Source organism: Vibrio rumoiensis 1S-45, from assembly GCF_000286955.2.
In the GTDB taxonomy this organism is placed as follows: Bacteria; Pseudomonadota; Gammaproteobacteria; order Enterobacterales; family Vibrionaceae; genus Vibrio; species Vibrio rumoiensis_A.
Genome location: NZ_AJYK02000020.1, coordinates 75,389 through 89,011, shown reverse-complemented (window position 1 = coordinate 89,011; position 13,623 = coordinate 75,389). Strand labels below are relative to the sequence as shown.

The 13,623-nt window shown below is 42.4% G+C and carries 10 protein-coding genes and 1 riboswitch; of the genes, 8 read left to right on the top strand and 2 right to left on the bottom strand.

All coding sequences use genetic code 11. The features are described from left to right. From petA to metA, 6 genes are all read left to right on the top strand, one after another. Positions 1 to 570 (top strand): ubiquinol-cytochrome c reductase iron-sulfur subunit (gene petA / locus A1QC_RS03210; protein ID WP_017026478.1); only part of this gene is annotated, 570 nt, incomplete at its 5' end. Continuing rightward, complete coding sequence (locus A1QC_RS03205; protein WP_017026477.1) at positions 570 to 1,838, top strand: cytochrome b; 1,269 nt, start codon at positions 570 to 572, stop codon at positions 1,836 to 1,838. The genes petA and A1QC_RS03205, both read left to right, overlap by 1 nt. Then, positions 1,835 to 2,575: a cytochrome c1 gene (locus tag A1QC_RS03200; RefSeq protein WP_017026476.1), complete on the top strand. Its 741-nt coding sequence runs from the start codon at positions 1,835 to 1,837 to the stop codon at positions 2,573 to 2,575. Before A1QC_RS03205 ends, A1QC_RS03200 begins: the two co-directional genes overlap by 4 nt. 124 nt (positions 2,576 to 2,699) lie before the next feature. Beyond that, complete coding sequence (gene sspA, locus A1QC_RS03195; RefSeq protein WP_017026475.1) at positions 2,700 to 3,335, top strand: stringent starvation protein SspA; 636 nt, start codon at positions 2,700 to 2,702, stop codon at positions 3,333 to 3,335. 2 nt (positions 3,336 to 3,337) lie between these two features. Beyond that, positions 3,338 to 3,814 (top strand): ClpXP protease specificity-enhancing factor, encoded by a 477-nt coding sequence (sspB, locus tag A1QC_RS03190; protein ID WP_026025997.1) that lies wholly within the window; start codon positions 3,338 to 3,340, stop codon positions 3,812 to 3,814. A gap of 165 nt (positions 3,815 to 3,979) precedes the next feature. Further along, entirely contained in the window at positions 3,980 to 4,921 is a 942-nt protein-coding gene (gene metA, locus A1QC_RS03185; protein ID WP_017026473.1) for a homoserine O-acetyltransferase MetA, read from the top strand. Positions 4,922 to 5,004: 83 nt separating this feature from the next. Here the strand turns inward: metA and A1QC_RS03180 are convergent, their stop codons facing one another. Beyond that, positions 5,005 to 6,345 (bottom strand): cation:proton antiporter, encoded by a 1,341-nt coding sequence (locus A1QC_RS03180; RefSeq protein WP_017026472.1) that lies wholly within the window; start codon positions 6,343 to 6,345, stop codon positions 5,005 to 5,007. A 261-nt stretch (positions 6,346 to 6,606) separates the two neighbouring features. Here A1QC_RS03180 and metH point away from each other — a divergent pair, with 261 nt between their 5' ends. Next, complete coding sequence (gene metH, locus A1QC_RS03175) at positions 6,607 to 10,317, top strand: methionine synthase (protein ID WP_017026471.1); 3,711 nt, start codon at positions 6,607 to 6,609, stop codon at positions 10,315 to 10,317. Between the two features lie 149 nt (positions 10,318 to 10,466). On the opposite strand, the gene lysC is transcribed toward metH, so the two are convergent. Then, complete coding sequence (lysC, locus tag A1QC_RS03170) at positions 10,467 to 11,831, bottom strand: lysine-sensitive aspartokinase 3 (protein WP_017026470.1); 1,365 nt, start codon at positions 11,829 to 11,831, stop codon at positions 10,467 to 10,469. A gap of 111 nt (positions 11,832 to 11,942) precedes the next feature. After that, positions 11,943 to 12,149: riboswitch (Lysine riboswitch) on the bottom strand. A 324-nt stretch (positions 12,150 to 12,473) separates the two neighbouring features. Here lysC and A1QC_RS03165 point away from each other — a divergent pair. Next, a complete protein-coding gene (locus tag A1QC_RS03165; RefSeq protein WP_017026469.1) occupies positions 12,474 to 13,595 on the top strand; it encodes a pyridoxal-phosphate-dependent aminotransferase family protein in 1,122 nt (373 codons plus the stop codon). Positions 13,596 to 13,623 lie beyond the last annotated feature (28 nt).

Genomic DNA, 13,623 nt, shown 5'->3' with positions numbered 1-13,623 from the left:
GGCCGTCGGCGCTTTTTGACTGCCACAACAGCAGTTGTTGGTGGGATTGGAGCAGTGGCAGTAGCCGTGCCTTTTATTAAATCTTGGAATCCAAGTGAAAGAGCGAAAGCTGCTGGTGCACCTGTAGAAGTGGATATTAGTAAGTTAGAAGAGGGCCAACTGGTTCGCGTTGAATGGCGTGGTAAACCAGTGTGGGTCGTTCGTCGTTCTAAATCTACTTTAGCTGAATTGGACTCTTTAGCTGATAAATTACGAGATCCTCAATCAGAACAAGAGCAGCAACCAGAATATGCTCATAATGTTTATCGTTCGATAAAACCTGAATATTTTGTTGCTGTTGGTATTTGTACTCACCTTGGTTGTTCACCAACCTACTTACCAGACACTTTTAGTGAACAAGTACAAGGTGTGCAATCCGGTTTCTTCTGTCCATGTCACGGTTCTAAATTTGATTTAGCCGGTCGCGTTTTCCAAGGCGTACCAGCACCTCTGAACCTTGTTGTGCCAGAGCACGGATATCTGACGGATACGCGTATTATCATTGGTGAGAGCCGTGGAGGGGAAGCCTGATGCAAGCCTTACTTGATTGGGTAGAAAAACGTCTACCTGTGATGGATGCTTATAAAAAGCATCTTTCTGAATACCCTATGCCTAAGAACTTCAACTTTTGGTACCTTTTTGGTTCTTTAGCTATGTTGGTATTGGTGAATCAGATCTTAACTGGGATCTGGTTAACTATGAATTACGTACCATCTGGTGATGGTGCATTTGCCTCTGTAGAATACATCATGCGTGATGTGGAATACGGCTGGTTATTACGTTATATGCATTCAACTGGTGCTTCTGCATTCTTTGTTGTGGTGTATTTACATATGTTCCGTGGATTGATCTACGGTTCATACCAAAAGCCACGTGAACTACTGTGGATCTTCGGCATGCTTATCTTCTTAGTGTTGATGGCTGAAGCTTTCATGGGTTACTTATTACCTTGGGGGCAAATGTCTTACTGGGGTGCACAGGTAATTATCTCACTGTTTGGCGCTATTCCAGTTATTGGTGATGATCTAACTTTGTGGATTCGTGGTGACTATGTTATCTCTGGCGCAACGTTAAACCGTTTCTTTGCTTTGCACGTCATAGCATTACCTATCGTATTATTACTATTAGTGGTACTGCATGTACTGGCCTTGCATGAAGTGGGCTCAAATAACCCAGATGGTATTGAAACTAAAATACCAAAAAAACCGGATGATAACGGCGAACATAAAACGCAGTTTGCATTCCACAAGCAATTTACAACGAAGTACAACATCCAAGACTCAGTACCGTTCCATCCATACGGAACCGTCAAAGATATGGTGGGTGTTGCTGGTTTCTTAATCCTTTTCTGTTATGTGCTGTTCTTTAACCCTGAGATGGGTGGGTACTTCCTTGAGCCGCCTAACTTTGAAGCTGCAAACCCGCTGAAAACTCCTGAGCATATTGCTCCGGTATGGTACTTCACACCGTTTTACGCCATCTTGCGTGCGGTTCCTGATAAGCTATTGGGCGTGGCAGCAATGGGCGCATCTATCGTGTTCTTGTTCCTATTACCTTGGTTTGACCGTTGTAAAGTTCGTTCATATCGTTACCGTAGCAAGTGGCACTTAGTGAATATTATTCAGTTTGTAATTTGCTTTATTGCTCTTGGTGTACTGGGTACCTTACCTGCAACTGCGCTCTACACATTGTTGGCACAGATTTTCAGCTTAGGTTATTTCATGTTCTTTATTTTGCTGTTTTTCTACAGTAAAAATGAAGCAACGAAACCATTACCAGAGAGGGTAACATTCAAATGAAAAAGTGGATTGTAGGACTTTTTAGTTTCATGCTGCCGTTATCTGTAATGGCAGCAGGTGGTAACGTTCACCTTGATAAAGCCAATAATGACTTAACGGATCAAGCGTCTTTGCAACGTGGTGCAAAGACTTTTATGAACTACTGTTCAGCTTGTCACTCAACCCAGTACCAGCGTTATCAGCGTGTTGCAACAGACTTAGGCATTCCAGATGATTTGATGAAAGAAAATCTGATGTTTGATCCTAAAGCAAAAATTGGTGATCTCATGACAAATGCGATCCCAGCCGATAGTGCTGCAAAATGGTTTGGTGCTCCACCACCTGATTTAACTTTGGTGGCTCGAGTTCGTGGTGTTGATTGGTTATATACTTATCTTCGTTCTTTCTATGCGGATCCTTCACGTCCATTTGGTGTGAATAACGTTACTTTCCCTAACGTTGGTATGCCGCATGTGTTAGAAGGATTACAAGGTATTCCTCAACCTGTGTACACCACCACGACTGTTGATGGTAAAGAACACCAAGCCGTGACAAGTACCAAAGTTGAGAAGCTTGGAGAGTTAACAGCAGAAGAGTATGACAATACGGTTCGCGACCTTGTTAACTTCTTAGAGTACTCTGGTGACCCAGTTAAATTAGAGCGTCATTCGCTTGGTTGGTGGGTTATGGCATTCTTAGCAATCTTCACTGTTATCGTGGTATTGCTGAAGAAAGAATACTGGCGCGACGTTCATTAATCGGGCTAAGAATAAAAATTAGCCTGAATGTGAACAGTTGTGGTAAAATTTCTTGCTAATTTTTGTGTAATGGAGGCATTAGCCTCCATTCTTTTTTATTTAAAGTATGCTGGAGGGCTTCTCAATGGCTGTAGCTGCCAATAAACGTTCTGTGATGACTCTATTTTCAAGTGCTTCAGACATGTATAGCCATCAGGTGCGTATTGTTTTAGCTGAAAAAGGCGTAAGTGTTGAAGTTGAACTTGTCGATGAAGATAACTTACCTGCTGAATTGATCGAACTGAACCCATACAAGTCTGTCCCAACGTTGATTGATCGTGAGCTTGCTCTTTACAATTCAAACATCATTATGGAATACCTTGATGAGCGTTTCCCTCATCCACCATTAATGCCTGTTTACCCGGTTGCCCGTGGTAACAGCCGTTTGATGATGTATCGTATTGAGCGTAATTGGTATTCACAAGCTGAGAAGATCGTTAAAGGTTCTCCTGAAGAAGCAGAAGCAGCACGTAATAAATTACGTAATGACTTACTGACACTTGCGCCTATTTTTGCTGAATATGAGCACTTCATGAGTGAAGAATTTAGCTTAATCGATTGCTACTTAGCTCCATTATTGTGGCGTTTACCTGCACTTGGCATTGAATTGTCAGGCCAAGGTTCAAAAGAATTGAAAATCTACATGAGCCGTGTATTTGAGCGTGATTCATTCCTTGCTTCTTTAACTGAAGCAGAACGAGAAATGCGATTGGTTCGATAGAAATGGATATAGATAAGATGACACCAAGGCGTCCCTATTTGGTACGTGCTTTTTATGAATGGTTAGTCGATAACGAATTGACGCCTCATCTTGTGGTTGAAGCTAATCTTCCAGGTGTACGTGTCCCGTTAGAGTTTGTACAAGATGGCCAAATTATTTTAAATGTTGCACCACGTGCAGTGGGTAATTTGGAAATCAGTAATGACACCATTATGTTCAATGCTCGTTTTAGTGGTCGTCCACATTCAGTTATTGTTCCAATGTATGCTGTACAAGCTATTTATGCGCGTGAAAATGGCGCAGGGACAATGTTTGAACCTGAAGACGGTTACGCTGCCGATATGGAAGCGAACATGGAAGAAGAACAAATATCTTCTTTAGCAAGTGTCGATACACAAGAAACGGAAGATGTTTCAGCAAAAGCATCTTCTGAAGAAGCGAAGCCAAAAGGTCGTCCTAGTCTTAAGATCGTTAAATAACGAATCCATAACAGTAAATAAGCAGCGCTATCAATGCGCTGCTTTTTTTTGTGTAAAAATCCTATCCTACGCCGAGAATATACGAATATTCTTTCTCGACTTTCGTTTTTTGATTGATATACTCATAGGTGTTTAGACGTCTAGATTGCTTATGGAGAGAGCGCAATGCCTATTAAGATTCCCGATCAGCTACCAGCCTCCGACATTTTAAGTCAGGAGCGTATCTTTATTATGTCGGAAAGCCGGGCGACAACTCAGATGATTCGTCCTCTCAAAGTGTTAATCCTTAATTTGATGCCTAAGAAGATTGAAACTGAAACTCAATTCCTTCGATTGCTTTCTAATAGCCCACTGCAAGTGGATATTGAACTATTACGCATTGATGACAGACCAAGTAAAAACACGCCTGAAGAGCATTTAAATAATTTCTATCGCCAATTTGATATGGTGAAAAATCGAAATTTTGATGGTCTGATTATTACCGGAGCACCATTGGGGTTAGTACAGTTTGAAGATGTTGCCTACTGGGATCATTTACAAACCATCATGGAATGGGCGAAAGATCATGTTACTTCCACTCTTTATGTTTGTTGGGCTGCTCAAGCAGGATTAAAACTGCTGTATAACCTACCTAAGCGTACACGCAAAGAAAAGTTGTCTGGTGTGTATTACCATAAAGTAATGAGTGAGTTTCATCCGGTAATGAGAGGGTTTGATGACAGCTTTCTTGCGCCTCATTCTCGTTATGCTGATTTTACAGCCGAGTACTTAAATCAACATACAGACTTGGATATTCTGGCAGTTTCTGATGATGCCGGTGTTTATCTCGCGAGTACCAAAGATAAACGGAATGTATTTGTCACCGGGCACCCTGAATACGATGCACACACCTTACACAATGAATATGTAAGGGATCTGGCGGAAGGGATGGATCCAACGATTCCAGTAAACTATTATCCGAATGACAATCCAGACAATCCACCGATTGCCAGTTGGAGAAGTCATGGGCATTTGTTGTTTGCTAACTGGTTAAATTATTGTGTTTACCAACAAACGCCATACGATCTGGAGCATTTTTCTGTCGATAATTTTACCAAAGATGATTGATTAGAAAGTGGTATGTAGCAGATACAAAAAAAGCAGCGAATTTCAAACTTCGCTGCTTTTTTAGATTTTAGCGTAGCTAAGTATTACGCTTCTTTATTTGTAGTCTCTTCGGAAACTTTCACTTGAGCCTGTAATTTTTCAGCTTCTTCCATCTGAGTTTGAACAACTTTGGCTTTATTGATCATTGGTGTAATCGTGGAGCCTTGTACTAAAATGGAGAACACCACTACAGCATAAGTCATCACCATGATGATTTCTTTTACATCAATATTTAAGTCTGTAACGAAGTATTGGCCTTGTGGGATCGATAATGCCATCGCTAAAGCCAAGCCACCACGTAATCCGCCCCAAGTTAAGATCTTAACAGACCAAGGGTTATACTTTCTATAACGCTTAAACCCAACATAAGGTATCCAAACACTTAAGAAACGGCTTAGTAATACTAATGGAACCGCAATTGCCATCATAATCCAATCTTCTGAGTGGAATTGGAATAACAACATAGAAAGGCCGATGAGTAAGAACAAAATACCATTTAAGAATTCATCGACCAGCTCCCAAAAGTGATCCATGTGCTCGGTACTTTCTTTTGAAAAGCCAACATAACGGGTCCAGTTACCAATCATAATACTCGATACCACCATCGCAAGAGGACCAGAAACTTCGAGTGTTTCAGCAAAAGCATAACCTGCGGTTGGAATACAGATCATCAAAAGTAGTTCCATTGAATGATCATTGGTGGAGCTGATGAGGTAATGGAATATTAATCCTAAAACAAAACCATAAGCAATACCGCCAACGGCTTCTTGCAAGAAGAGGGTGATAACACCACCAACGGTTGGAGCATGACCGCTAAATGCGACGGTGAATATGGTGACGAAAATTACTAAGCCAAAGCCATCATTAAACAATGACTCACCTTCAATTTGGGTTGAGATACGTTGAGGGGCGTGAAGCTTCTTAACGATAGCCAGTACAGCGATAGGATCGGTTGGGGAGATTAATGCGCCAAATAATAAACAGAAAACGAGGTCGATACGGATATTGATAAGGTCACAGATGCCGTAAAGAGCAAAGCCAATAAAGAAGGTAGAAAACAGTGTGGAGCCAAGGGCTAATATCGTAATTTCCCATTTTTGATCAGCAAAATGTGGAAGTTTAATTCCGAGTCCACCAGCAAATAATAAGAAGCCTAAAATACCATTTAATAAAAAGCTTTCGAAATTGATTTCAGCCATTGTCTTAGAGGCGATATCCACTAAGTTAAACCAACCACTATGGCCTGCAATTAAAATAAACAGTGACAGCACCATAGCACCGGCGGTAATTGCAATAGTGGTTTGCATGCGACCAAACTTACTATTGATTAAAGCAATGACCATCGCGGCAAACGATAGGAAACACAGGGTATTATAAACCGACATAATTAAACCTTGGCTAATGTAACAAATTGTAATGCAGTGATTTTCATGTCCCTGCGGTTAAAGATCAACACTTTTTATATATTATGAGAGGTTATTTTTTATGTTTGGGACATATCATGATGAAATGAGTTTTCTCATGTGATTTAAAGCGATTGAAGCGTATGGCTAATGATAGAGTAAATTGTCAGTAAAATAGGCATAAATCAGAAATAAAACTTATTTTAGACGTCTAGATTTCTATGGTAGGATGTGTAAAACAGTATGGAAAGAGGTTGCATTGTGGCTGGAAGCACTTTAAATAAACAAAAACATAATATTGAAGCGTTGCTCCAAGAGCGCATTTTATTGATTGATGGTGGCATGGGCACCATGATCCAATCTTATCAGTTAGAAGAAGCGGACTACCGTGGTGAGCGTTTTGCCGACTGGCACAGTGACCTTAAAGGTAATAACGACTTATTAGTTCTGACCAAGCCTCAGCTGATTAAAAAGATTCATTCTGATTATCTGGCAGCGGGCGCAGATATTTTAGAAACCAACACCTTCAATGCCACCACGATTGCCATGGCCGATTACGACATGGAAAGCTTAAGTGCTGAGATTAACTTTGCTGCTGCGAAATTGGCGCGTGAAGCGGCGGATGAGTGGACGGCGAAAACCCCAGATAAGCCTCGTTTTGTGGCTGGTGTATTAGGCCCAACCAACCGCACTTGTTCTATCTCTCCTGATGTGAACGACCCTGGCTTTCGTAACGTCAGCTTTGATGAGTTAGTGACTGCTTACTCCGAATCAACCAAAGCGTTAATCGATGGTGGTGCAGACATCATTATGATTGAAACCATCTTTGATACCTTAAATGCCAAAGCTTGTGCGTTTGCAGTATTGAGTGTCTTTGATGAGCTTGGTTTCAAATTACCCGTTATGATTTCAGGCACGATTACCGATGCCTCTGGCCGTACTCTCTCAGGCCAAACTACCGAAGCATTTTATAATGCGATGCGCCATATTGAGCCAATTTCGTTTGGTTTGAACTGTGCCTTAGGCCCTGATGAGCTTCGCCAATATGTGGCTGAACTTTCCCGTGTTTCTGAAACCTTTGTTTCGGCTCACCCCAATGCTGGTTTACCGAATGCTTTTGGTGAATACGATCTTGAGCCTCGTGAAATGGCAGGCCATATTCAAGAATGGGCGCAAAGTGGCTTTTTAAACTTAGTCGGCGGCTGCTGTGGTACAACGCCTGAGCATATTCGCCAAATGGCGCGAGTGGTCGAAGGGGTGAAACCTCGACAACTGCCTGATATTCCAAAAGCCTGTCGTCTATCTGGCTTAGAGCCCGTTACCATTGATACAGACTCGTTATTTGTCAATGTGGGTGAGCGTACAAACGTAACCGGTTCTGCGAAGTTCAAGCGTTTAATTGTCGATGAATTATACGATGAAGCATTAGATGTCGCGCGTGAGCAAGTCGAGAACGGCGCTCAGATTATCGATATCAACATGGATGAAGGCATGCTCGATGCCAAAGCATGCATGGAGCGATTCCTAAAGTTGTGTGCCTCTGAGCCTGAAATCTCTAAAGTGCCAATCATGGTCGATTCCTCTAAATGGGATGTGATTGAAGCGGGCTTAAAATGTATTCAAGGTAAAGGCATCGTTAACTCCATCTCAATGAAAGAAGGTCTTGAGCCTTTTATTGAGCAAGCTAAATTGATTCGTCGTTATGGCGCGGCGGTTATCGTTATGGCGTTTGATGAACAAGGCCAAGCCGATACGCGTGAGCGTAAAGTAGAGATCTGTACCAAGGCTTATCATATCTTGGTTGATGAGCTTGGCTTCCCACCAGAAGATGTCATTTTTGATCCGAACATTTTTGCGATTGCCACGGGGATTGATGAGCATAATAACTATGCAGTCGATTTCATTGAAGCGGTGGGCGAAATTAAAGAAACATTACCGTATGCCATGATCTCTGGTGGTGTATCGAACGTGTCATTCTCATTTCGTGGTAACAACTATGTGCGTGAAGCGATTCATGCGGTGTTCTTATATCACTGCTTTAAGCGTGGTATGGACATGGGGATTGTCAACGCCGGCCAGCTTGAGATTTACGATAACATTCCCGAAAAACTGCGTGATGCGGTTGAAGATGTGGTGCTAAACCGTCATTCAGACGCGACAGAAAATTTACTGGAATTGGCCGAAGAGTATCGTTCTAACGGTGTGGGTAAAGTTGAAGATCCCAATGCGTTAATTTGGCGGACTTGGGAAGTTGAAAAACGTATTGAACACGCCTTAGTGAAAGGTATTACTGAATTCATTATTGAAGATACCGAAGAAGCTCGCACGAAATTCGAGAAGCCGATTGATGTGATTGAAGGTCCATTGATGGACGGCATGAACGTGGTGGGTGACTTATTCGGTGAAGGTAAAATGTTCCTGCCGCAAGTGGTGAAATCTGCTCGGGTGATGAAGCAAGCGGTAGCTTATCTTGAACCTTTCATTAATGCCTTAAAAGAAGAAGGGCAAAGAAGTAACGGTAAGATATTGCTGGCGACCGTGAAAGGCGATGTACACGATATCGGTAAAAATATTGTGGGTGTGGTACTGCAATGCAATAACTACGACATTATTGACCTAGGTGTGATGGTGTCATGTGATACCATTTTTAAAGTTGCGCGTGAAGAAAACGTCGACATCATTGGCTTGTCAGGGCTTATTACACCATCGCTTGATGAAATGGTCTATGTTGCCAAAGAGATGGAGCGTCAAGGATTTGATATACCGTTATTGATTGGTGGTGCAACTACATCTAAAGCGCATACTGCGGTTAAGATTGAACAAAACTACAACCAACCTGTGGTATATGTAAATAATGCCTCACGTGCGGTAGGGGTGTGTTCAGCGTTGCTTTCTGATGAGTTGAAGCCTGCTTTTGTTGAAAAACTGAATTTAGATTATGATCGCACCCGCGATCAACATGCTCGTAAGCGTCCGCGAACCAAACCAATTACTTTAGAAGCGGCTCGCGCCAATAAAGTGGCGATTGATTGGCAAGCCTACACTCCACCGGCACCAGTCATGTCGGGCGTACAGGTTTTTGAAGATATTGATGTCTCACTGCTGCGTAACTACATTGATTGGACACCATTCTTCTTAACTTGGGGCTTGATGGGTAAATACCCTTCCATCTTTGAACATGAAGAAGTGGGTGAAGAAGCGAAACGTATTTTTGATGATGCGATTGCTTTGCTTGAAAAAGTGGAACAAGAAGGCATTTTAAAAGCCAGCGGCATGTGTGCTATGTTCCCAGCCAACAGCGTTGGGGATGACATTGAAGTGTACGCCGATGAATCACGCAGTGAAGTGATTAAGGTACTGCATAATTTACGCCAACAAACCGATAAGCCGAAAGGGCCAAATTACTGCCTATCGGATTACATTGCACCGAAAGACAGTGGTAAAGCAGACTGGATTGGTGGATTTGCGGTCACTGGTGGTATTGGTGAGCGCGATTTAGCTGATGCTTATAAAGCAGCGGGTGATGATTACAATGCGATTATGATCCAAGCGGTGGCTGATCGCTTAGCCGAAGCGTTTGCGGAATACATGCATGAGAAAGTGCGTAAGGAAATCTGGGGTTATGCGCCAGAAGAAAACCTAACCAACAATGATCTTATTCGCGAAAAATATCAAGGTACACGCCCAGCACCGGGTTACCCAGCTTGTCCTGAGCATACTGAAAAAGGCAGCTTATGGGAGCTTCTAAAAGTGGAAGAGACCATCGGCATGTCACTCACCACCAGCTATGCAATGTGGCCGGGCGCATCGGTGTCGGGATGGTATTTCTCACATCCAGAATCTAAATATTTTGCAATTGCTCAGATCCAACAAGATCAAGCGGAAGAATACGCAAAACGTAAAGGTTGGGATGAAGTGGAAATGGAGAAATGGCTAGGACCGAATTTGAGTTGATCATCGGTTTTCGAGCGCTTTGCTTCTAGAGCGCTCTGCCCTCGTTATACAAAAAATGTTATAAGAAAAAGAAAAGCGCTATCAGACTTCACTCTGCTAGCACTTTTTTATGTTCGAGTTACGAGAAATGCAGTTATCGAGTTTCAGCTTTATTCAAACAACTCTTGATGCAATACTTGAATCGCTCGTTTTGCTTCATCGGAGTCCACTAAAAAGCATAGGTTGTGTGGGCTTGCACCGTAACAGATCATGCGTAAGTTGAAATCTTCTAATGCGCTGAAAACTTGTTTTGCATAGCCTTTCTTAGCACTCATCTTATTACCGATAAGCGCGACCAAGCTTAGGTTGTGTTCTACTTCTACGATACATAACTCTTCAAGCTCTATACGAGCATCTAATGGAAGCTCTGGTGCTTTGCCTGATGTGTTGGTTTGATCAAGCGTTAACGACACACTGACTTCCGAAGTCGTGATTAAATCGACCGAAATTTGGTGCTTGGCTAAAATAGCAAAGACTTGTGCTAAGAAACCGTAAGCTTGGAACATGTTCGGGCTACGCAGTGTCACCATGGTTTGGTTGCCACGCAGTGCTAAAGCGCGATAAAGCGGCGCGCTCTCCACTTGTTTTCTTATCCAAGTGCCACCGAGTTCAGGTGCTTTTGATGAACCAACAAATACCGGGATCTGATGACGTAAAGCGGGAAGCAAAGTGGAAGGGTGCAGGATTTTTGCGCCAAAGTTGGCCATTTCCGAGGCTTCGCTGAAACTGATTTCTGGGATCGGAGTGGCTTTTGGTGCAATGCGAGGATCGGTGGTATAAATGCCAGGAACATCGGTCCAGATCTCAAGCCCACTGGCTTTTACTGATTCAGCAATCAATGCAGCGCTATAATCACTACCACCACGACCAAGTGTTGTGGTGTTACCTTCATCATCACTGCCAATAAAACCTTGGGTTATCACCACAAAATCTTGGCAAAGCGGTGCCAGTTTTTGCTCGGCTAATTGAGCTATTTTTTCCACATTCGGTTCAGCTTGGCCAAACTCAGAACTGGTACGTAGTACTTCACGAATATCAAAACGTACCGCATTAATTCTGCGCTCAATCATCAGTTGAGTTAAAATATGTGTCGACATCAACTCACCACACGCAACGATGTGATCCGTTAATTTATCACTGGACTGGAATGAAGCAGCTTCAGCCATGCTAGATAACGTATCTAAGATGCTATCAACAGCTTGTTTAGTTTTTTCTTGTTCAGCAAATTGTTCAATAATGCGGTAATGAATGACACGTAAATCATCTAGAATGGCATCACGATCATTGGGGTTTTGTACGCCAAGCGCAAGATCAACTAAAAGGTTGGTTACACCAGAACAAGCACTGCTCACAACTAATTTTGTTGATGGATTGTTTTCAATGATGGCGGCACAACGGCTCATGGCTTCAAAATCAGCCACACTGGTTCCACCAAACTTTGCTACATTAAATGCGCTCACGGCACAGTCTCCCATAATACTTTCATATAAGGTTTATCAAATGATAAACAAACGTCCATTGTTGAAGAGAGATTTCTTAGAGCAGGGCAATACATGAAGGTTACCGCTGAATAGCGTAACCATGCAAACCTTAGAAGCTCTTCATTAATACCATCAGGCTTTAATGACAGTTGTTAGGATTCAACCTAATATCAGTGCTCAGCATTGATATAACAACCGATGTGATAAATTCCCGGAAACTTACCCATCTCGGCATAACTCCCCCTGAATCATTCGTTTTGGATTACGGGATCCACGAATAATCTACCTGGGTTATGCTCCTCTTCTTAAATGCGAAGGTTTGATGGTTCAATGGCATGTTGAATATGATATTGAGCACGAAAACAAACCAACGCAGAGGTCACATTGAACGTTTTTGTTATAGAAAAGTCAATAACACTAAGTACCTCAATGAATAACTTTTTTAAACTTGTTATAACTAATCTATTATTTACGAGCTGAATCTATTATTTCTGTGCTGAATAGAACCCGATAGCTTTTGGTGAGGGAGTTCACAGCTTTGATTCTTGACTCTAAGGTCGATTGCTGAAAAGCGACAATTTGATTAGAGTGTAATTAATTAAATGTATACATTATTGTTCATAGTTAAGGATTGATATGAAAATACAACGTTTTTTCCCACCTCGTCGAATTTTAATGGGGCCAGGGCCTTCTGATATCTCATCGGATGTTTTACAGGCATTAAGCCGTCCAACCATCGGTCATTTAGACCCTCTTTTTATTGGCATGATGGATGAAGTAAAAGCGTTGCTTAAATATGCTTTTCAAACCGAAAATGAATTTACCATCCCGATTTCTGCTCCGGGAAGCGCCGGTATGGAAGCCTGTTTTGTTAATCTGATTGAAGCCGGTGATAAAGTTATAGTGTGTCGCAACGGTGTTTTTGGCGAACGTATGCGTGAAAATGCAATACGCAGCGGCGCTGAAGTGGTGCTGGTGGATGACGAATGGGGGCAACCGGTGAGTGTTTCTAAAGTCGAAGCTGCCTTTAAAGCCAACCCAGATGCTAAAATTTTAGCTTTTGTGCACGCTGAAACCTCAACCGGTGCATTGAGCGATGCTGAAGCGTTATCAAAAATCGCCAAGCAATATGATGCGTTAACGATTGTCGATGCCGTGACCTCATTAGGTGGCGTACCACTTAAAGTGGATGAGTGGAAATTGGACGCGGTTTATTCCGGTAGCCAAAAATGCTTATCTTGTGTACCGGGTTTATCACCCGTGACGTTCTCTGCGAAAGCCATTGAAAAGATCCAAGCGCGTCAATCTCCGATCCAAAGTTGGTTCCTTGATCAAAGTTTAGTGCTTGGCTACTGGAGCGGTGAAGGTAAGCGTAGCTATCACCATACCGCACCAGTAAACAGTTTATATGCTTTGCATGAAGCGCTTCTGGCACTTTATGAAGAAGGGCTAGAAAACGCGTGGAAACGCCATGCTGATATGCATCAGAAACTAAAAGTAGGTCTAGAAGGGATGGGCTTTAAGTATGTAGTGGATGAAGCTTATCGTTTACCACAACTGAACTCTGTTTATTTACCGGAAGGTGTTGATGATGCAGCCACACGTCAGCACTTATTGAATGAATATAACTTGGAAGTAGGTGGCGGTTTAGGCGCACTTGCGGGTAAGGTTTGGCGTATTGGGCTTATGGGCTACAGTGCGAAATCTGAAAATGTGGCTTTGTGCTTAAAAGCCTTAGAAGAAACGATTAAGCGTTGATTGTTTAAGTAAAAAATCTGACTTGATA